This is a genomic window from Nocardia higoensis NBRC 100133, from assembly GCF_000308595.1.
Classification (GTDB): Bacteria; Actinomycetota; Actinomycetes; order Mycobacteriales; family Mycobacteriaceae; genus Nocardia; species Nocardia higoensis.
On the sequence record NZ_BAGA01000069.1, the window covers coordinates 1 to 19,085 of the forward strand.

At 70.4% G+C, this 19,085-nt stretch carries 17 protein-coding genes and 2 pseudogenes; 17 read left to right on the plus strand and 2 right to left on the minus strand.

Features of this window, described 5'->3' with window-relative positions:
- The 7 genes and pseudogenes from ON26_RS35180 to recN form a co-directional block, all read left to right on the plus strand.
- Nucleotides 1-1,432: pseudogene (locus ON26_RS35180) on the plus strand (hypothetical protein); the annotation flags it as partial.
- A 161-nt stretch (nucleotides 1,433-1,593) separates the two neighbouring features.
- A pseudogene (locus tag ON26_RS35185) lies at nucleotides 1,594-2,034 on the plus strand (hypothetical protein); the annotation flags it as partial.
- A gap of 188 nt (nucleotides 2,035-2,222) precedes the next feature.
- Nucleotides 2,223-3,119 (plus strand): HAD-IIA family hydrolase, encoded by an 897-nt coding sequence (locus ON26_RS09495; protein ID WP_051026873.1) that lies wholly within the window; start codon nucleotides 2,223-2,225, stop codon nucleotides 3,117-3,119.
- Between the two features lie 13 nt (nucleotides 3,120-3,132).
- Entirely contained in the window at nucleotides 3,133-3,399 is a 267-nt protein-coding gene (locus tag ON26_RS09500) for a hypothetical protein (RefSeq protein ID WP_040795670.1), read from the plus strand.
- A gap of 1 nt (nucleotide 3,400) precedes the next feature.
- Nucleotides 3,401-4,222 carry a TlyA family RNA methyltransferase gene (locus ON26_RS09505; RefSeq protein ID WP_040795671.1) on the plus strand — a complete coding sequence of 274 codons (822 nt, stop codon included), beginning with the start codon at nucleotides 3,401-3,403 and terminating at the stop codon, nucleotides 4,220-4,222.
- On the plus strand, nucleotides 4,219-5,193 hold the full coding sequence (locus ON26_RS09510) for an NAD kinase (RefSeq protein ID WP_040795672.1): 975 nt from the start codon (nucleotides 4,219-4,221) through the stop codon (nucleotides 5,191-5,193). The genes ON26_RS09505 and ON26_RS09510 overlap by 4 nt, the downstream gene beginning before the upstream one ends.
- Nucleotides 5,171-6,940, plus strand: coding sequence for a DNA repair protein RecN (recN, locus tag ON26_RS09515; protein WP_040795673.1), 1,770 nt, complete (start codon nucleotides 5,171-5,173; stop codon nucleotides 6,938-6,940). The genes ON26_RS09510 and recN overlap by 23 nt, the downstream gene beginning before the upstream one ends.
- Before the next feature lie 108 nt (nucleotides 6,941-7,048).
- Here the strand turns inward: recN and ON26_RS09520 are convergent, their stop codons facing one another.
- Nucleotides 7,049-7,474 (minus strand): SRPBCC family protein, encoded by a 426-nt coding sequence (locus ON26_RS09520; RefSeq protein ID WP_040795674.1) that lies wholly within the window; start codon nucleotides 7,472-7,474, stop codon nucleotides 7,049-7,051.
- Between the two features lie 161 nt (nucleotides 7,475-7,635).
- Here ON26_RS09520 and ON26_RS09525 point away from each other — a divergent pair, with 161 nt between their 5' ends.
- Both ON26_RS09525 and ON26_RS09530 read left to right on the plus strand, forming a co-directional pair.
- The gene (locus ON26_RS09525) at nucleotides 7,636-7,971 is read left to right on the plus strand and encodes a hypothetical protein (protein ID WP_040795675.1); all 336 of its coding nucleotides are present in this window, start codon (nucleotides 7,636-7,638) and stop codon (nucleotides 7,969-7,971) included.
- A 149-nt stretch (nucleotides 7,972-8,120) separates the two neighbouring features.
- Entirely contained in the window at nucleotides 8,121-9,308 is a 1,188-nt protein-coding gene (locus ON26_RS09530) for an alcohol dehydrogenase catalytic domain-containing protein (protein ID WP_040795676.1), read from the plus strand.
- A 5-nt stretch (nucleotides 9,309-9,313) separates the two neighbouring features.
- On the opposite strand, the gene ON26_RS09535 is transcribed toward ON26_RS09530, so the two are convergent.
- Nucleotides 9,314-10,108 carry an LLM class flavin-dependent oxidoreductase gene (locus tag ON26_RS09535; protein ID WP_040795677.1) on the minus strand — a complete coding sequence of 265 codons (795 nt, stop codon included), beginning with the start codon at nucleotides 10,106-10,108 and terminating at the stop codon, nucleotides 9,314-9,316.
- Between the two features lie 479 nt (nucleotides 10,109-10,587).
- Here ON26_RS09535 and steA point away from each other — a divergent pair, with 479 nt between their 5' ends.
- The 8 genes from steA to scpB all read left to right on the plus strand — a co-directional run.
- The gene (gene steA / locus ON26_RS09540; protein ID WP_040795678.1) at nucleotides 10,588-11,802 is read left to right on the plus strand and encodes a putative cytokinetic ring protein SteA; all 1,215 of its coding nucleotides are present in this window, start codon (nucleotides 10,588-10,590) and stop codon (nucleotides 11,800-11,802) included.
- Between the two features lie 12 nt (nucleotides 11,803-11,814).
- Nucleotides 11,815-12,759, plus strand: coding sequence for a copper transporter (locus tag ON26_RS09545; RefSeq protein ID WP_040795679.1), 945 nt, complete (start codon nucleotides 11,815-11,817; stop codon nucleotides 12,757-12,759).
- A gap of 76 nt (nucleotides 12,760-12,835) precedes the next feature.
- On the plus strand, nucleotides 12,836-14,557 hold the full coding sequence (pyrG, locus tag ON26_RS09550) for a CTP synthase (RefSeq protein ID WP_051026874.1): 1,722 nt from the start codon (nucleotides 12,836-12,838) through the stop codon (nucleotides 14,555-14,557).
- Nucleotides 14,558-15,241: an NUDIX domain-containing protein gene (locus tag ON26_RS09555; protein ID WP_040795680.1), complete on the plus strand. Its 684-nt coding sequence runs from the start codon at nucleotides 14,558-14,560 to the stop codon at nucleotides 15,239-15,241.
- A gap of 13 nt (nucleotides 15,242-15,254) precedes the next feature.
- Nucleotides 15,255-16,211 carry a site-specific tyrosine recombinase XerD gene (locus ON26_RS09560; protein ID WP_040795681.1) on the plus strand — a complete coding sequence of 319 codons (957 nt, stop codon included), beginning with the start codon at nucleotides 15,255-15,257 and terminating at the stop codon, nucleotides 16,209-16,211.
- A gap of 231 nt (nucleotides 16,212-16,442) precedes the next feature.
- Nucleotides 16,443-17,423, plus strand: coding sequence for a ParA family protein (locus ON26_RS09565; RefSeq protein ID WP_373280931.1), 981 nt, complete (start codon nucleotides 16,443-16,445; stop codon nucleotides 17,421-17,423).
- Nucleotides 17,420-18,373: a segregation and condensation protein A gene (locus tag ON26_RS09570; RefSeq protein WP_083883974.1), complete on the plus strand. Its 954-nt coding sequence runs from the start codon at nucleotides 17,420-17,422 to the stop codon at nucleotides 18,371-18,373. The genes ON26_RS09565 and ON26_RS09570 overlap by 4 nt, the downstream gene beginning before the upstream one ends.
- Nucleotides 18,374-18,441: 68 nt before the next feature.
- Nucleotides 18,442-19,085 (plus strand): SMC-Scp complex subunit ScpB (gene scpB / locus ON26_RS09575; RefSeq protein WP_051026875.1); only part of this gene is annotated, 644 nt, incomplete at its 3' end.

A 19,085-nucleotide genomic window follows, 5' to 3' on the forward strand; every position in this document is an offset into this window, starting at 1 on the left:
CACGATAGGGGACCCAATACTGGGTCCCCTATCGTCGTTTCCGGGGTCTTCGGACCTCGTGCACTCGCACGCGTTCGGCCACTTCGTGAACGCGTGGTTGAATCAACGAAGCCGGGCAACTCCCCGGCAGCAGACTTTTCGAAAGGGTTCACCGTGTCCGAACACAACGACGGTCCGAGGCCGTTCCGGCGAGGCGCGTCCGATTCGGGGCAGCGCGATGCCGGCAACGACCGGCCGTCCCGTGGGACCGGTGACTCCGACACGGGGCGAAGCGGCGGTTTCCGCCGCGGCGGCGCGGACAACGAGCGCGGAGCCGGGGATCGGCGTGATGCCCGCCGGGGCGACTCCGGGGGTTACGGCGGTCGGGGAAGTACCGAAGGACGCGGCGGATCCGACAGCCGTGGCCGATCCGGCGGTGGCTTCCGCCGAGACTCCGGGGACCGGTCCGTTTCCCGTGATGATCGCGGATCCGGCGGTGGTTTCCGCCGTGGCGGCGACAGCGGCGGGTTCCGTCGTGACGACGCGGGTCGACGTGGAGGCGATTCCGGCAGCTCGCGCGGGGGTGAGCGGGGCGGCTTCGATCGCGGTACGCGCGGCGGTGACTCCGGCGAGCGGCGCGTCGACCGTGGGGGCGAATCCGGAGGCCGTGGCGGCTACGGGGATCGCGCCCGGTCCGATCGCGAAGGTTTCCAACGTGGTGGCTCCGAGGAGCGCGGCGGTTTCCGTCGCGGCGGATCGGGCGATTTCGGCACGCGTGGCGAGTCCGGCCGGGGCGGTTCCCATCGGGGTGGCTCGGACCGTGGCGGCTCGGACCGTGGCGGCTTCGAGCGTCGTGGTTCTGACCGGGGTGGCTCCGATCGCGGTGGTTTCGACCGGGGTGGGTCCGACCGTGGTGGGTCCGATCGTGGCGGCTTCGAGCGTCGCTCCGACCGTTCCGGCTCGGACCGCGGTGGCTTCGATCGGCGCGGCGCTGCTGATCATGGAGACCGTGGCGGCGCGGAGCGTGGTGGGTACGATCGCGGCGCCGGTCGTGGCGGTTTCGACAGGAGCGGCTCGGATCGTGGCGGTGCGGGCCGCAGTGGTTTCGATCGCGGCGGTGCTGATCGTGGTGGTGCGGATCGTGGCGGCTTCGACCGTCGCTCCGACCGCGGTGGCTCCGACCGGCCGGGCTCGGACCGTGGCGGCTTCGATCGGCGCGGTTCCGAGGGGGGGCGATCCGGCGGGTTCGGCCGTGGCGGCTCCGACAACCGTCCGGACAATCGTGGCTCGGACAGCCGCGGGGGCTTCGACGATCGGCGGCGCGGCGGCGAGGGTGCTCGCAGTGCGGGCGGCCGCTCGCTGGACCGGCGTCCGCCCCGGCCCGAGGAACCCGACCTGCCCGATGACGTCGAGGCCTCGGATCTCGACATGGCGGTGCGCCGTGACCTGCTGAGCCTCGACAAGGGCAACGCCGAGACCGTGGCGCGGCATCTGGTGATGGCCGTGCGCCTGGTCGACGACGACCCGAGCTCGGCGCTGGCGCATGCGCGAGCGGCCAGGCAGCGGGCGGGCCGGATCGCGGTGGTGCGCGAGACCGCCGGTGTGGTGGCCTATCACGCGGGCGAGTGGGCCGAGGCCCTGTCCGAACTGCGCACTGCGCGCCGGATGTCCGGTGGCTCAGGGCTGCTCGCGGTGATGGCGGACTGCGAACGCGGTCTGGGCCGTCCCGAGCGGGCCATCGAGCTCGGCCGCAGTGAGGAGGCGCGCGCGCTCACCGGCGACGAGGCCAGTGAGTTGCGCATCGTCGTCTCCGGCGCCCGCATGGATCTCGGCCAGTACGACCAAGCCGTGGTGACGCTGCAGACCGCCGATCTGGACCCGGAGCGGACCGGCTCCGCGGCCGCTCGCCTGTTCTACGCCTACGCCGATGCCCTGGTGGCGGCGGGACGCACCGCGGAGGGCCTGGAATGGTTCCTCAACGCCGCCTCTGCCGATCTGGACGGCGAGACCGATGCCGAGGACCGTGCGGCCGAACTGACCGGCGGAGACGAGTAACAGCCGCGCCCGAACGGCGTGCGGGCTCGGCATCGCCGGTCCGCCGCCGGGCGGCTGCGCCGTCAGGCCTGCGGGGCGCCCGATGCCCGTCGCCGAGGTCGTCGGTGGGCTGACGTAATGTCGAGTCACGCCGAAACCTATCCGGGACGGACCGTCCCGGTGCGGGGGATGAACGAAGTGGGAGTGGTGTGAAGCGGCTACGAGATCGCTACGAAGCCTTGCTGCTCGACCTGGACGGCACGCTGTACCGGGGTGCGGCGGTGATCGACGGGGCGCCGGAGGCGCTGGTGAGCGCCGGGCGGAACGGTGCGGCGCAGCGGCTCGCCTACGTCACCAACAATGCCAGTCGCGGCCCCGCGACGGTGGCCGCGCATCTCGCCGAACTCGGTTACCCGGCTACGCCGGACGATGTGGTCACCAGTGCCCAGGCCGCGGTGCGGCTGCTCGCCGAGAAGCTGACGCCCGGCGACACCGTGCTCGTCGTCGGCTCCGAGGATCTGGTCGCCGAGGTCGCCACGGCCGGCCTGACGCCGGTCCGCCGCTACAACGGCGACGTGCCCGCCGCGGTCGTGCAGGGGCATTCGCCGGACACCGCCTGGGCCGATCTGGCCGAGGCCTCCTACGCGCTGCGGGCGGGTGCGCTCTGGGTGGCCGCGAACACCGACAAGACGCTGCCGAACGAGCGCGGCCTCGCGCCGGGCAACGGGTCGATGGTGGCTGCGCTGCGCGCGGCCTCCGATCTGGAACCGGTGGTGGCGGGCAAGCCGTTCGCGCCGCTGCTCGAGGATGCCGTCGCGCGGGTCGGCACCAGGGCGGCGCTGGTGGTGGGCGACCGCCTCGACACCGATATCGAGGGCGCCGACCGGGTCGCGCTGGATTCGCTGCTGGTGCTGACCGGGGTGAGCACCCTCGAGGAACTGGCCGTGGCCGGCCCGCGGCGAGTACCGACCTATGTCGCACACAGCTTGGACGCCCTCAATCATCCGCCGGTGGACGACGACGCCGACCTCGACCTGGTCGAGCGGCTGCGCCGCCATCCCGGCCGGGCCGTGACGGTACGCGCGTCCCGTTCGGAAATCCGATAGCGTTGGCAGCACGATGACTACTCCGAACACTGCGCCCCGGCCGGGTGTTCCGCTGCCCGGACAGCATCTGCCCGGCGCCCAGGGACAGCCGGAACCTGCCGACCCGGATCGCATCCGAGCCGAGATCGACGAACTGCTCGCCGAACTCGACGCGGGCGGCGGTCACTCGGGTCCCTCGGAGAGCGCCGGAGCGGGTGTCGACATCACCCGCCGCGCACGCATCCTGGAACAGGCACACGAGGTGCTGGTCCAGGCCCTGGCCACGGTGGACAAGATCTGAGGTGGCCAGGCGTGCGCGAGTGGACGCCGAGCTGGTTCGCCGCGGATTGGCCCGATCGCGTGAGCACGCGGTGGAGCTGATCGGCGCGGGTCGCGTCCTGATAGCCGGAACGGTGGCGACGAAGCCGGCCACCGCCGTGGAAGCGGGCACCCCGCTGGTGGTGCGTGAGCAGCCCGACGAGGTGCAGTGGGCCTCGCGTGGCGCGCACAAACTGCTGGGCGCGCTGGAACGTTTCGAACCCGAGGGGCTGTCGGTGGCGGGTAAGCGCTGCCTGGACGCGGGCGCTTCGACCGGTGGTTTCACCGATGTGCTGCTCAGCCGTGAGGCCCGCGAGGTCGTCGCGGTCGATGTCGGCTACGGCCAGCTGGTGTGGCGGCTGCGCAACGACGAGCGGGTCCGGGTTTTCGACCGTACCAATGTCCGCTCTCTGACGCCGGAGTCGATCGACGGCACGGTCGAATTGGTGGTCGGCGATCTGTCGTTCATCTCCCTGGCGTTGGTGCTGCCCGCGCTGGCGGCCTGCTCGGCCGAGGGCGCGGATCTGTTGCCGATGGTCAAGCCGCAGTTCGAGGTCGGCAAGGACCGGGTCGGTTCCGGTGGCGTGGTGCGTGATCCCGGATTGCGCGCCGAGGCGGTCCGCGAGGTGGCCGCGGCGGCCGCCGAACAGGGCTTGCGCACACTCGGCGTGGTGGCGAGTCCGCTGCCCGGGCCGTCCGGAAATGTCGAGTACTTCCTGTGGCTGCGCAAGACCGGGCCGTTCGACTACGACGGCGAACAGGTGCGCGGACTCGTCGAGCGGGCGGTCGAGGAGGGTCCACAATGACCGGCTTCGATCGCGAGATCCTGCTGATCGCCCATCCCGGCCGCGCCGAGATCGTGGAGACCTCGCACCGGGTGGCGAAGATCTTCGCCGACGCCGGAATCGGGCTCCGGGTGCTCGACGACGAAGCGGGCAGCACTCGCTTGGACGACGCGGAATCGGAGTCGGTGGCGGCCACCACGCCGGGTGGTGACACCGTGCGGGTGGTCTCGCACGGTCCCGAGGCCGCCGTGGGCTGCGAGATGGTGCTGGCGCTCGGCGGTGACGGCACCTTCCTGCGGGCCGCCGAACTGGCCAGGCCTGCGTCGGTGCCCGCGCTGGGTATCAACCTGGGGCGCATCGGTTTCCTGACCGAGGCCGAGGCCGAGCATCTCGACGAGGCGCTGGGGCAGGTGGTGCGCCGCGATTACCGGGTCGAGGACCGGATGACCATCGACGTATCGGTGCGGGTGGACGACGAGATCGTCGCGTCCGGCTGGGCGCTGAACGAGGCCAGTATCGAGAATGCCACGCGGATGGGCGTTCTCGAGGTGGTGCTCGAGGTGGACGGCCGGCCGGTGTCCTCCTTCGGCTGTGACGGAATCCTCATCGCGACACCGACGGGTTCGACCGCCTATGCCTTTTCGGCGGGCGGCCCGGTGGTGTGGCCGGAACTCGAAGCGCTGCTGGTGATTCCGAGCAACGCGCACGCGTTGTTCGCGCGTCCGCTGGTGACCAGTCCCGAGTCCCGGATCGCGGTCGAGGCCGTCGCGACCGGCCACGATGCGATAGTTTTCCTTGACGGTAGGCGAACCATGGCGCTGCCGCGCGGTGGCCGGGTGGAGGCGGTGCGGGGCGGTGAACCGGTGCGCTGGGTGCGGCTGGATTCCGCCCCGTTCGCGGACCGGATGGTGCGCAAGTTCCAGCTACCTGTGACCGGCTGGCGAGGCAGACGGCGAACGGAGAGCACACGTGCTGACAGAGATCAGGATTGACAGTCTCGGTGTCATATCCGCGGCCACCGCGCAGTTCCATGAGGGTCTGACGGTTCTCACGGGTGAGACGGGCGCGGGCAAGACGATGGTGGTGACCAGCCTGCACCTGCTCAGCGGTGCGCGCGCCGATCCGGGCCGGGTGCGCCTGGGCGCCGAGCGGGCGGTGGTGGAGGGGCGGTTCACCGTCGAGGACGTGAACGAGGAGGCGCGCGCCCAGGTCGGCAAGGTGCTCGAGTCCGCGGCGGCGGTCGCCGACGACGACGGCAGCGTGATCGCGATTCGGACGGTGGGCAGCGACGGGCGGTCGCGTGCGCATCTCGGTGGCCGGGGCGTCCCGGCCTCGGTGCTGTCGGAATTCACCGCGTCGCTGCTGACGGTGCACGGACAGAACGATCAGCTGCGGCTGCAGAAGCCCGAACAGCAGTTGGCGGCGCTGGACCGGTTCGCCGGTGACACCGTGGTCTCACTGCTGCGTACCTATCAGATGAACCGGCGCGCCTGGCTGAACGCCCGGGAGGAACTGCTCGAACGCACCGCGCGGAGCCGGGAATTGGCGTTGGAAGCCGATCGGCTCAAGCACTCCCTCGACGAGATCGATGCCGTCGCACCGGAACCCGGTGAGGATGTGCGCACCGTCGAGGAGGTGCGCAGGCTCAGCGATCTGGACTCGCTGCGCGAGGCCGCGGCCGTCGCCCACGACGCGCTCGCCGGTCCGGCGGACAGCCCCGAGGCCGGCTCGGGTGCGCTCGAGCTGCTCGGCACGGCCCGCGCCCGGCTGGAATCGGCCGAGGATACCGCGCTTTCGGCGCTGGTGCCGCGGCTCGGTGAGGCGATCGCCGTGGTGGTCGATCTGACCACCGAACTCAGCGGCTACCTCTCGGATCTGCCCTCGGACCCGAGCGCGCTCGATTCGCTGCTGAACCGGCAGGCGGAGCTGAAGAGCCTGACCCGCAAATACGCGCCCGACATCGACGGTGTGCTCGCCTGGGCCGAGGAGTCCAGGCAGCGGCTGGATTCGCTCGACGTCTCCGAGGACGCGCTGACCAAGCTCGCCGAGGAGGTGGAGGTCGCCGCGGAGCGGCTGCGGAGCTCGGCGGGGAAACTGAGCAACGCGCGCCGGAAGGCGGCGGGCAAGCTGGCCGCGGCGGTCAGCGCCGAACTGGCGGGCCTGGCGATGGGCAAGGCGCAGCTGGAGGTCCGGGTGCTGCCGGTGCCCGCGGGCTCGCAGGATTCGGCGCCGCTGACCGTCGACGGCGCGACCCTGCACGCCGGGCCCAACGGTGTGGACGATGTGGAGTTCCGGCTGTCCGCGCATTCGGGCGCGCAGTCGCTGCCGTTGAGCAAGAGTGCCTCCGGCGGTGAGCTCTCCCGCGTGATGCTGGCGCTGGAGGTGGTGCTGGCGAGCTCCGATCACGGCGCGACGATGGTGTTCGACGAGGTCGATGCCGGTGTCGGCGGGCGCGCGGCCGTGGAGATCGGGCGCAGGCTCGCCAGGCTGGCACGGACCCACCAGGTCATCGTGGTGACGCATCTGCCACAGGTGGCCGCGTTCGCCGACACCCACCTGGTGGTCGACAAGGCCGACGACGGCGAGGGCGCGGTCAACAGCGGCGTGCGGGCGCTCACCAAGGACGAGCGGGTGGTGGAGCTGGCGCGCATGCTGGCCGGTCTGGACGACACCGAGACCGGACGCGCGCACGCGGAGGAATTGCTGGAGATGGCGCGCGCCGAACGTGCGAGCGCCTGACCGGAGTCCGTAACCGGGTGCCTGTGTGCCGCGAGCGGCGGACGGGCCCGCAACGTCGACGGCGCGCGATCCGACGGAATCGTCCGATCGCGCGCCGTGCGGGGAGGCTCAGGCCTTGAATGCCTTGCGGGTCGCCCCGAGGACCTGGTTGATCAGGGTGCGCAGGCCGGCCTCGACGACTTTGTCCGGCAGCGGGAGGCTGGGGACGGATTCCATCGTGTAGGTCACCTTGGTGCCGCCGTCGGCGTCGGCGAGCGAGATGGTGCCGACGTGCCGCTTGACCGGCACGCCCTTGACGATCTCGTATTCGACCTTCTCACCCGGGATCAGCTCGCGGGTCTCCTCGACGAAACCGATCTTGCCGCGTCCGACGGTGTACTGCGCGCCGACGCCCTCCGGGGTGGGCGAGCCGGGCTTGGTGAGCGTGAATTGGACGCCGGGCAGGTACGGGTTGATGCCGTCGCGCTCGGCGAAGAAGGTGTAGACGGCATCGCGGGGAGCGGCGATGACGGCCTCGACGGTGGTACGTGCCATGAAATGTTCTCCTCTACGGCCGGTGCGTCGTCGGAAGTGTATAGGTCGTGCGTCACTGCCCTCGGCCCCGTGTCACCCGGGTCACACGGGGCGTCCGGTTTCGGATGTTGGGAACCGGTAACTGCCGAGTCGATGGGAACACCCAGACGAGGAGGACGACGATGATCTCTACCGGACTGCGGGTGGCCGCGGTGACGGCGGCGACGGCTGCCGGTGCCGTGCTCGGTGCGGGTGTGGCCGCGGCCGCCCCGATTCTCGCCGAGGACACCGTCGAGGAAGGCGCGATCGCTCTCGACAGCTTGCCGGAGAACGAGGAGTGGACCTGCGTGTTGCTCGGCACGGGCGCGCAGATGCCGATCCGCGTGGACCTCGCGCGCGTCGGTGAGTCCCGTGGCGGGTTCGCGCCGGGCAGCACGGTGACGGCGGGCTGCCTGAGCATGGCTCCGTTCGGCGTCACCACGACCACCGGCGTCACCTCGCTCGACGACGAGGACTGAGCCGGTCGCGGCGGGCCCGGGCACGGCGGTCGTGCCCGGGCCCGCCGCTGTCGGGGGCGGCCTCGTTTTCCGGCCTCGTGACCGGGTAGGCGGGAACCAGATCCGGCCGAGCAGTCGAAACCCGGCCGTTCCCCCGTGAGGAGTGAGGCATGAAAGCGGTGACATGGCAGGGCAGGCGCAAGATCTCGGTCGAGGACGTCCCCGACCCACGCATCGAGGAGCCCACCGACGCGATCGTGCGGATCACCTCCACCGCCATCTGCGGCTCGGACCTGCACCTGTACGAAGTACTCGGCCCGTACATGAGCGCGGGTGATGTGCTCGGCCACGAACCGATGGGCATCGTGGAGGAGATCGGTGGCGACGTGCGCGATCTGAGCGTCGGCGACCGGGTGGTGATCCCGTTCCAGATCAGCTGCGGCAACTGCCTCATGTGCACGACCGGCCTGCCCACCCAGTGCGAGACCACCCAGGTGCGTTCGCACGGCAGCGGCGCGGCGCTGTTCGGTTATTCGGAGCTCTACGGCAGCGTGCCGGGCGGTCAGGCCCAGTACCTGCGGGTGCCGCACGCCGATTTCACCCACATCAAGGTACCGGCGGAGGCGGACGATCAGCGTTTCCTGTATCTGTCCGACGTACTGCCCACCGCGTGGCAGGCCGTCGAGTACGCCGCGATTCCCGCGGGCGGGTCGGTGACCGTGCTCGGTCTCGGGCCGATCGGCGACATGGCCTGCCGGGTCGCCGCGCACCGGGGGCACCGGGTCATCGGCGTGGACCTGGTGCCCGAACGGCTCGCTCGCGTCGCGGCGCGGGGAATCGAGGTGGTCGATCTCTCCGCCGTGGACGGCTCGCTGGGCGATGTCATCCGAGCGCAGACCGATGGTCGCGGCACCGACACGGTGATCGACGCGGTCGGCATGGAGGCGCACGGTTCACCCGCGGGCGCGCTGGCGCATCGGTCGGCGGCGTTGCTGCCGGATTCGGTGGCGCAGAAGGTGATGGACACCGCAGGCATCGACCGGATGGCCGCTCTCGACGACGCGATCGACATCGTGCGTCGCGGCGGGACCCTCTCGCTGATCGGCGTGTACGGCGGTATGGCCGACCCGCTCCCGATGCGCATCCTCTTCGACAAACAGATCCAGCTCAGGATGGGCCAGGCCAATGTGAAGCGCTGGGCGCCGGAGATCCTGCCGCTGCTCGGCGACGACGATCCGCTCGGTGTGGAATCCTTTGCCACCCATCGCCTTCCGCTGTCCGAGGCGCCGCGGGCGTACGAGATGTTCCAGCAGAAGGAAGACGGGGCGGTCAAGATCGTCCTCGATCCGGCGGCCTGAGGGATTCAGCCGTTCAGCTTCGCCGCGAATTCGTAGCCGGATCGCCAGTCGGATCCGCTGGGAGCGGCGATGATTCGCCGGACTCCCGCTTCGGCGTAGCGGGCGACCAGGTCGGCGGCCCGGCCCGGGTCGGTGCCGAGCGGCGGCGCGACGACCGTGATCGACGGCGTCGGCCTGTCGAATCCGGCTGCCAGCTCGCGCAGTTCACGCGCGCCCGTCTCCACCTGCTCGGGGGTGGCGGCGATGGCCATCCAGGCATCGGCGAACTCGGCGGCCCGCCGCCGGGCGCGTGGGCCGTCGCCGGCGACCAGCAACGGCGGGACCGTGGCGCCGGGGGAGATCGCGACCTCGGTGCCGTCCGGCAGGGTGGTGGCGCGGCCGGAGATCAGGCCGGGCAGGATGCGCAGTGCGGCGTCGGTGGCGCGACCTCGTCCGCCGAAGGAGGCCCCTGCGGCGCGCCAGCCGATGTCGCCGTGGGCCGGGTTGCCGGTGCCGATACCGAGCAGCAGTCGGTCGCCGGAGACGTACTGCAGACTCGAGATGTGCTTGGCGGCCCAGGCCACCGGTCGCAGCGCGAGCAGCAGCACGCCGTAGCCGATGCGGATGCGGTCTGTCACCGCGGCCGCGGTGGCGAGGGTGACGGTGCTGTCGAGCATCGGTGCGCTCGCCACCAGATGATCGGTGGACCAGACCGATTCCAGGCCCGCCTCCTCGGCGAACCGGGCGCTCGCGCGCACATCGCCCAGGATCGGATGCGCCGGATCGGGAGTCGAGGTGGGCAGTATGACGCCGATGTCCATGGAGGCTCCTTCGAACGGTGAAGAACGGGTGCGCCGAACAACCACGCGGCGGCCGGTTCTGTTCCGGATGCCGATCCTCCTGGGAGCCGGAATCATCACTGCCACTGTGAGATTGCACAGTTTCGGGGCGTTCGGTTCGAACGGCCGCGTCGCGCGAGTTCTTTCCTGCGGATCCTCGGCCGCGGGCGATCCCGCGCATGCCATAGCGGTGCGGCATCGGTTGCCGGAGTTCGGCTGTCCATCCCCTCGGCGCTGCGCGGCATCGCGGCGGGCGGACATGCGGGGACGACGGCTACTTTCTGGAATTCGGTCCTACTACCTGTAATAGTCTCCGGAAACTCGAGAGCGCTCTCGGCGCAACATCGGATGCCGGAAGTGTGCCTGTGGCCGTTCTCCGTGCCCGTCGGCGGCCACGAATGTGACCCACTACTCGGCGCGCCTCCAGCACACGCCGCGCCGATGCGGTCATCATCGGCCACATGAAGTTGCCGGCCCTGTTGTCGAAGAACACCGAAACGCTGCCCGGCCGTACCGGGATAGCCCGGGTGGATCGCAACACCCGGCGCCTGCTGCGGCGCGTCGGACCGGGAGATATCGCGGTCGTCGACGAGATGGATCTGGACCGCATCACCGCCGACCGTTTCCTGGAAGCAGGCGTCGTCGCGGTCGTCAACACCTCGCCGTCGATCTCCGGGCGGTATCCGAATCTCGGCCCGGAAGTCCTCGTCGCCAACGATGTGCTGCTGATGGACACGGTCAGCTCCGACGCCTTCACCAAGATCAAGGACGGCAGCAAGGTCCGCATCCACGACGGTGTCGTCTACGCCGACCGGCTGACCAAGAAGGAACCCGAGGCGCTGGTCGAGGGCATCGAGCTCACCGAGGCGGCCATCGCCGAGCGGATGATCGAGGCGCGCAACGGCCTGGCCGACCATCTCGAGGCATTCGCGGGCAACACCATCGAGTTCGTCCGCACCGAGAGTGCGCTGCTCATCGACGGCATCGGGGTCCCGGAACTCGAACTCGACATGAAGCAGCGGCATGTCGTTGTGGTCGCCGACGGACCGGACCACGCCGACGACCTCAAACGACTCAAACCGTTCATCAAGGAGTACGCGCCGATCATGGTCGGCGTCGGCCGCGGCGCCGACACCCTGGCCAAGCAGGGATACCGGCCCGACCTCATCGTCGGCGATCCCGAGGAGATCACCTCGGCCACCCTCAAGAGCGGCGCCGAGGTGATCCTGCCCGCCGACACCGACGGCCATGCGAAGGGACTCGAGCGGATCCAGGACCTGGGGATCGGCGCCACCACCTTCCCGTCCTCGGGCGCGCCCGCCGATCTGGCGCTGCTGCTGGCCGAACATCACGGGGCGGCGCTGATCGTCACCGCGGGCGCGGCCGCCTCGCTCGACGACTTCTTCGACCGCGGCCGCCGTGACAGCAACCCCGCGACGTTCCTGACCAGGCTCAAGGTCGGCACCAAGCTGATGGACGCCAAGGCCGTGGCCACCCTGTACCGCAACCGGGTCTCCGGCGTCGCGGTGGCGATGGTGGTGCTCGCCGCGCTGATCGCGGTGATCGTGGTGCTGCTGGCCTCCAACAGCGGCACCGACGTGCTGGACTGGGGGATCGACAACTGGAACCGGTTCGCGCGATGGTGCCAGGGCCTGTTCGACTCGGGCGCGAGCTAGCCGGGGACGACGATGATCTCACTGCGTCAGCACGCCGTCTCCATCGCCGCGATCTTCCTCGCCCTCGCGATCGGCGTGGTGCTGGGTTCGCAGACCCTGGCCGCCGATCTGCTCTCGGGTCTGCGCTCGGACAAGGCCGCCCTGCGCGAACAGGTCGACGACCTGAGCGACCGCACCCGCGTCCTCACCGAGCAGGCCGATGCCGCCGACCGGTTCATCGCCGGTTCGGCGGGCCGCATCCTCGGCGGTGTGCTGGCCGAACGGTCGGTGGTCGTGTTCACCACACCCGACGCCGACCCGGCGGACGTGGAAGCGGTGAGCAGCGGCCTGCGGACCGCGGGCGCGGCGGTGACCGGCCGGATCGCGCTCGAGGACGCGTTCCTGAACGCGGCCGAGGGCGATCGTCTGCGCACCGCGCTCACCAACACGATCCCGGCGGGCGCGCAGTTGCGCACCGGCGGCGTCGACCAGGGCAGCCTGGCGGGTGACCTGCTCGGCCTGGTGCTGCTGCTCGACCCGGCCACCGGTCAGCCGCGCTCCAATCCACAGGAGCTCGCACTGGTACTGGAGACGCTGCGCGGCGGCGGCTTCCTCGCCTACGGTGACACAGCGGTGCAGCCGGCCCAGCTCGCGGTGGTGGTGACCGGGAGCGGGGGAGCGGCGGCCGAAAACGCGCGCGGCGCCAATGTCGCGCGGTTCGCCGGGGCGTTGCGGGGCCGGGGCGCCGGTGTCGTGCTGGCCGGACGCGCCGGCGCTGCCGAAGGACAGGGTCCGCTGGCGGTGGTGCGCGAGGACTCGGCGCTGACCGCCGTGCTGACCACCGTGGACAATCTGGACCGGGAGATCGGGCGGATCACCGCCGTGCTCGGCCTTACCGAGCAACTCGGTGGCGGCGCGGGTCGATACGGAACCGGCTCCCGAGCGACCTCGCTCACCTTCGTCGCGCTGCCGGGCTGATCAGGTGCGGGCGACCGGTCAGCAAACAGGCGTGGCGTGTCAGCGCCCCCGCCGGGGCGTGTTACGGTAAAGACCCGTGGGTCATACACGGATTCAGGCGCGAACCGCCCCGAAACATATCTTCGTCAGCGGTGGTGTCGCCTCCTCATTGGGCAAGGGCCTGACCGCCTCCAGCCTCGGTCAGCTGCTGACTTCGCGCGGATTGCGCGTCACGATGCAGAAACTCGACCCGTATCTGAACGTCGATCCGGGCACCATGAATCCGTTCCAGCACGGAGAGGTGTTCGTGACCGAGGACGGCGCCGAGACCGACCTCGATGTCGGCCACTACGAGCGGTTCCTCGACCGCGACCTCTCGCGGGACGCGAATGTGACCACCGGGCAAATCTATTCCTCGGTGATCGCCAAGGAACGGCGCGGCGAGTATCTGGGCGACACCGTCCAGGTCATCCCGCACATCACCGACGAGATCAAGCACCGCATCCTGGCCATGCGCGGCCCGGACCTGCAGGGCCAGACCCCGGACGTGGTGATCACCGAGATCGGCGGCACCGTCGGCGACATCGAGTCGCAGCCCTTCCTGGAGGCCGCCCGCCAGATCCGCCACGATGTCGGCCGCGACAACGTCTTCTTCCTGCACGTCTCCCTGGTGCCGTATCTGGCGCCCTCCGGGGAACTCAAGACCAAGCCGACCCAGCACTCCGTGGCGGCGCTGCGCAGTATCGGCATCCAGCCCGACGCGCTCATCCTGCGCTGCGACCGTGAGGTGCCCGAAGGCCTGAAGTCCAAGATCGCGCTGATGTGCGACGTCGACGTGGACGCCTGCATCTCCACCCCGGACGCGCCCTCGATCTACGACATCCCGAAGGTCCTGCACCGCGAGGGCCTCGACGCCTACGTGGTGCGCAGGCTCGGCCTGCCCTTCCGCGACGTGGACTGGACTGTCTGGGGCGATCTGCTCGACCGCGTGCACGCCCCACGCGAGGAAGTCGAGGTGGCGCTGGTCGGCAAGTACGTCGACCTGCCCGACGCCTACCTCTCGGTCACCGAGGCGCTGCGCGCGGGCGGCTTCGCCTCGCGGGCCAAGGTGAACATCCGCTGGGTCGCCTCCGACGAATGCGCGACCGAAGCGGGCGCGGCCGCCGCGCTGCGTGATGTGGACGCGGTGCTCATCCCCGGCGGCTTCGGCATCCGCGGCATCGAGGGCAAGGTCGGCGCGATCCATTTCGCGCGCACCCGCGGCATCCCGCTGCTCGGGCTGTGCCTCGGCCTGCAGTGCGTGGTCATCGAGGCGGCGCGCTCGGTCGGTCTCACCGAGGCCAACTCCACCGAGTTCGAACCCGACACCAAGCATCCGGTCATCTCCACCATGGCCGACCAGAAGCAGGCCGTGGCCGGTGAGGCCGATCTCGGCGGCACCATGCGCCTGGGCGCCTACCCCGCCGTGCTGGCCAAGAACTCGGTGGTCGCGCGCACCTACGGCAGCGAGCAGGTCTCCGAACGGCATCGTCACCGCTTCGAGGTGAACAACGCCTACCGCGACCGCATCGCCAAGAGCGGCCTGAAGTTCAGCGGCACCTCGCCCGACGGCCTGCTGGTCGAGTTCGTCGAGCTGCCCGCGGACAAGCATCCGTTCTTCGTCGCCACCCAGGCCCATCCCGAACTCAAGAGCCGCCCGACCCGGCCTCATCCGCTCTTCGCCGGGCTGATCGCCGCAGCGCTGAAATATAAGCTGGCCGAAAGGCTCCCGGTGGATCTGCCGGAAGAGGAGCCGGTCAAAGCCGAACAAGGGGCATGAATGAGCGAGCGCGACGGCGACGCCGGGCACACACCGGGTAGCCACGACTTCGAGACCGTGGCGTCCCGGACCCTGTACTCCGGCGCCATCGTCGCGCTCCGTCTCGACCAGGTCGCCATGCCCGGCGGGCGCGTGGTGGAACGCGAGGTGATCGAACATCACGCGGCCGTCGCGGTCGCCGCGCTCGACGACGAGGACAACATCGTCCTGATCCGCCAGTACCGCCATCCGCTGCGGCGGCGGCTGCTCGAGCTGCCCGCCGGTCTGCTCGACATCGCCGGGGAGGATCCGCTGACCGCCGCGAAGCGGGAACTGGCCGAGGAGACCGGGCTGGCCGCGCGCGAATGGTCGGTGCTGGTGGATGTGGCGCTCTCGCCGGGCTTCACCGACGAGGCGCTGCGCGTGTATCTGGCGCGCGGGCTCTCGGAGACCGAGCGTCCCGAACCCGAGCACGAGGAAGCCGACATCGAGGTGATCCGCATGCCGCTCGCCGAGGCGGTGCGGGCGGCACTGGCCGGGGAGATCGTCAATGCCACCGCCGTCGCGGGCGTGCTCGCGGTGACGGCGGCGCGGGCGGACGGCACACCACTGCGTCCCGGCGATGCGCCGTGGCCGGACCAGCCGACGACCTTCATCGATCGCAAGGCGGCCGATCGCCGGTCGGCGGACAGAGCCTCGGACTGACAGGATCGACGCCATGCTCGCGCGCGAGATCGACACCTATCTGGACCATCTCGCTGTCGAGCGCGGCGCGGCCCGCAACACCCTCGGCGCCTATCGCCGGGATCTGGGCCGCTATCGCGAGTTCCTGAGCGGCCGGGGGATCGGCGCGCTCGAAGAGGTGGGGGAGGCCGATGTCGCTGCTTTCACCGTGGAATTGCGCGCGGGCGGGGCCGATCACGTCCCGCTGGCGGCGAGCTCGGTGGCCCGCGCGCTGATCGCGGTGCGCGGCCTGCACCGTTTCGCCGCAGCCGAGGGAATCACCGCCACCGATGTGGCCCGCGCTGTCAAGCCCCCCGCACCCGCGCGCAGGTTGCCCAAGGCGCTGCCCTACGACACGGTGCTGCGTCTGCTCGAGGCCGCGGGCGGCGGACCCGTCGAGGGCGACCGGGCTCCCGGCACCGATGCCGGACCGCGTGGGCTGCGCGATCGGGCCCTGCTCGAACTGCTCTATTCCACCGGCGCCCGCATCTCCGAGGTGATCGGGCTCGACGTCGACGATCTCGACACCGGAGAGCGCGCGGTCCTGTTGCGCGGCAAGGGCGGCAAGCAGCGCATCGTTCCGATCGGACGGCCCGCGCTGGCCGCCGTCGACGCCTACCTGGTGCGGGGCCGGCCCGCGCTCGCCGTCGCCGGGCGGGGCCGAAGCATCGGCGGCGCTTTGTTTCTCAATGTGCGCGGCGGCAGATTGTCGCGGCAGAGCGCGTGGCAGGTGTTGCAGACCGCGGCCGAACGGGCGGGTATCGGGGCCGCGGTGTCGCCGCACACGCTGCGGCATTCGTTCGCCACGCATCTGCTCGACGGCGGCGCGGATGTACGGGTGGTGCAGGAGTTGCTCGGTCACGCCTCGGTGACCACGACACAGATCTATACGCTGGTCACTGTCAGCACGCTGCGCGAGGTGTGGGCGAACGCTCATCCCCGCGCGCGGTGAGCGCCACATGCTCTCGGTGCGTGTCCGACCGCGTGTCTCCTACGAGCAGGCGGTAGCGTCTGACGAGAGCTGGACCGTACGAAAGCGAGGTCGGGCCCGATCGGCCTCGTTACGCTCGGCACAAGGCAATCGGGGGCGAAGCGTCCTGGCGACGCTCGGCAACGGGCAGGAACGTATAAGGAGCAGCGGATCGTGACGACAGCCGGTGCGGCGGAGCCGCCCTACGGTGCTATGGGGCCGCGTTACGGAGCACCGGCCCAGCCACGCGACGAGACCGCGCCGCAGCCGACCGGCTTGCGTCCGGTCGACGACGACGCGGAGACGGCGTCCGAGACACTCTGGGGCGGCGGTGCGCCGCCGGTTCCCGAGACCGGGGAGCTCGGCCCGACCGGGCGCCCGCTACGTCTGGTACCCGACCCGCCGCCGGTGGCGGTGCACGGCAACGCCCTGATCGTGGCCATGTGCAATCAGAAGGGCGGCGTCGGCAAGACCACCTCGACCATCAATCTCGGCGCGGCGCTGGCCGAGTACGGCCGCCGCGTGCTGCTGGTCGATCTCGACCCGCAGGGCGCGCTCTCGGCCGGTCTCGGCGTGGCCCATCACGATCTGGACCAGACAGTGCACAACCTGCTGGTGGGCGGGCGCACCTCCATCGACGACGTGCTGATGCGGACCAAGGTCGAGAACATGGACCTGCTGCCCAGCAATATCGACCTCTCGGCGGCGGAGATCCAGCTGGTCAACGAGGTCGGTCGCGAGCAGACACTCGGTCGCGCACTGGAACCGGTGCGTGACCGCTACGACTACATCCTCATCGACTGCCAGCCCTCGCTGGGCCTGCTCACCGTGAACGCGCTGGCCTGCTCCGACGGCGTCATCATTCCGATGGAGTGCGAGTACTTCTCGCTGCGCGGGCTGGCCCTGCTCAACGACACCGTCGAGAAGGTCCGCGACCGGCTCAATCCGCGGCTGAGCCTGTACGGCATCGTGGTCACCATGTTCGATGCCCGCTTGCTGCACTCGCGTCAGGTGATGTCGCGCGTGGTCGAGGTGTTCGGCGATGTCGTCTACGACACCGCGATCGCGCGCACCGTGCGGTTCCCCGACGCCAGTGTCGCGGGCGAGCCGATCACCACGTGGGCGCCGAAATCCGGTGGAGCCGAAGCGTATCGGGCGATGGCACGGGAAGTCATCCACCGGTCCGGCCGGTGAGCGCGGCCACCGACCCCGCGGCGCCGCACGCTCTCGACCAGGTACGAACCGACCAGGCAGAACCCGATCAGGCGGCGCCGGAGCAGGCAGCGCCCGGGCCCGGCGCGGACAGCGCGGGCGAGCCCGCCACCGGTTTCCGCCTGAAGCTGAGCAATTTCGAAGGCCCCTTCGACCTGCTGCTCACCTTGATCAGCTCTCGCAAGCTGGATGTCACCGAGGTGGCGCTGGCCCAGGTCACCGACGAGTTCATCGCCTACACCAAGGCGCTCACCGCGAGCATGGACACCGAGACCGGCCTGCGCGCGGACACGATCCTGGACCAGACCACCGAATTCCTCGTCGTGGCCGCCACACTGCTCGACCTCAAAGCCGCGCGGCTGCTGCCCGCCGGCGAGATGACCGACGCCGAGGATCTCGAACTGCTGGAAGCCCGCGACCTGCTGTTCGCCCGGCTGCTGCAGTACCGCGCGTTCAAGCAGGTGGCCGAGTTGCTCGGCGAGCTCGAGGCCGTCGCCCTGCGTCGCTACCCGCGCGCGGTGGGCCTGGAGGAACGCTTCGCCGGTCTGCTGCCCGAGGTCACCCTCGGCGTCGATGTGGCCGGTTTCGCCGACATCGCCGCCACGGCGTTCCGGCCCAGGCCCGCGCCGAGGGTCGGGCTCGACCATCTGCATCAGCACACCATCTCGGTCGCCGAACAGGCCGCGCTGGTGCTGGAGATGCTGAAGTTGCGCGGCCCCGGCGGCTGGACCACCTTCGCCGAGCTGGTCGCCGACTGCGAGATCCCGGTGCAGATCGTGGCGCGGTTCCTGGCGTTGCTCGAGCTCTACCGCGGCAAGATGATCGAGTTCGACCAGCCCGATCCGCTCGGCCCGCTGGCCATCAGCTGGCTGGGCGATCCGGTCGACGGCGAACCCGCGACGACCGTGACATTCGAGGAGGACTACGGGTGAGCGAGCTCCCGAACGGCGTGACCGCGAACGCCGGACAGCCACCGGAATCGGCCGCGCCCCCGGCCGGGGTGTCCGACATCACCGTACCCACGCTCGACGAGACCGAATTCCGGTCCGCGCTCGAGGCGATGCTGCTCGTCGTGGACGCTCCCGCGCCGGTAGAGCAGCTGGCCGCGGCCCTGGACGACACCACCGAGCGGGTCGAGAAAGCGCTGCGCGAGATGTCGGCGGAACTGACCGCGCGCGCCAGCGGCATCGATCTGCGTTTCGTCGGCGACGGCTGGCGCTTCTATACTCGCACCGAGTACGCACCGTATGTGGAACGCGTACTGCTCGACGGCGCCAGGACGAAACTGACCAGGGCGGCGTTGGAGACGCTGGCGGTCGTGGCATACCGCCAGCCGGTGACCAGGAACCGGGTGAGCGCGGTGCGCGGCGTGAACGTCGACGGCGTGATGCGCACGCTGCTCGCCCGCGGCTTGATCGCCGAAGCCGGGACCGACCCGGAGACGAACGGCACGCTCTATCGCACCACCGAGTTGTTCCTGGAGCGGATCGGGCTGGCGTCGTTGTCGGACCTGCCACCGTTGGCGCCACTGCTTCCCGGCGTCGACCTGATCGACGAGATCAACGAGAGCCTGGAAACGGATCCCCGGTACACCAGGCTCCGAAAACCCGCCGAGGCCGACCTGGACCTCGGCACCGAGGATTG

Coding starts and splice junctions, on each gene's coding strand:
- ON26_RS09545 (WP_040795679.1), top strand. CDS start 11,815: ATGATCTCACTGCGTCAGCACGCCGTCTCCATCGCCGCGATCTTCCTC.
- ON26_RS09565 (WP_373280931.1), top strand. CDS start 16,443: ATGGGGCCGCGTTACGGAGCACCGGCCCAGCCACGCGACGAGACCGCG.
- ON26_RS09500 (WP_040795670.1), top strand. CDS start 3,133: ATGACTACTCCGAACACTGCGCCCCGGCCGGGTGTTCCGCTGCCCGGA.
- ON26_RS09560 (WP_040795681.1), top strand. CDS start 15,255: ATGCTCGCGCGCGAGATCGACACCTATCTGGACCATCTCGCTGTCGAG.
- ON26_RS09555 (WP_040795680.1), top strand. CDS start 14,558: ATGAGCGAGCGCGACGGCGACGCCGGGCACACACCGGGTAGCCACGAC.
- ON26_RS09530 (WP_040795676.1), top strand. CDS start 8,121: ATGAAAGCGGTGACATGGCAGGGCAGGCGCAAGATCTCGGTCGAGGAC.
- ON26_RS09520 (WP_040795674.1), bottom strand. CDS start 7,474: ATGGCACGTACCACCGTCGAGGCCGTCATCGCCGCTCCCCGCGATGCC.
- ON26_RS09510 (WP_040795672.1), top strand. CDS start 4,219: ATGACCGGCTTCGATCGCGAGATCCTGCTGATCGCCCATCCCGGCCGC.
- ON26_RS09535 (WP_040795677.1), bottom strand. CDS start 10,108: ATGGACATCGGCGTCATACTGCCCACCTCGACTCCCGATCCGGCGCAT.
- steA (WP_040795678.1), top strand. CDS start 10,588: ATGAAGTTGCCGGCCCTGTTGTCGAAGAACACCGAAACGCTGCCCGGC.
- ON26_RS09525 (WP_040795675.1), top strand. CDS start 7,636: ATGATCTCTACCGGACTGCGGGTGGCCGCGGTGACGGCGGCGACGGCT.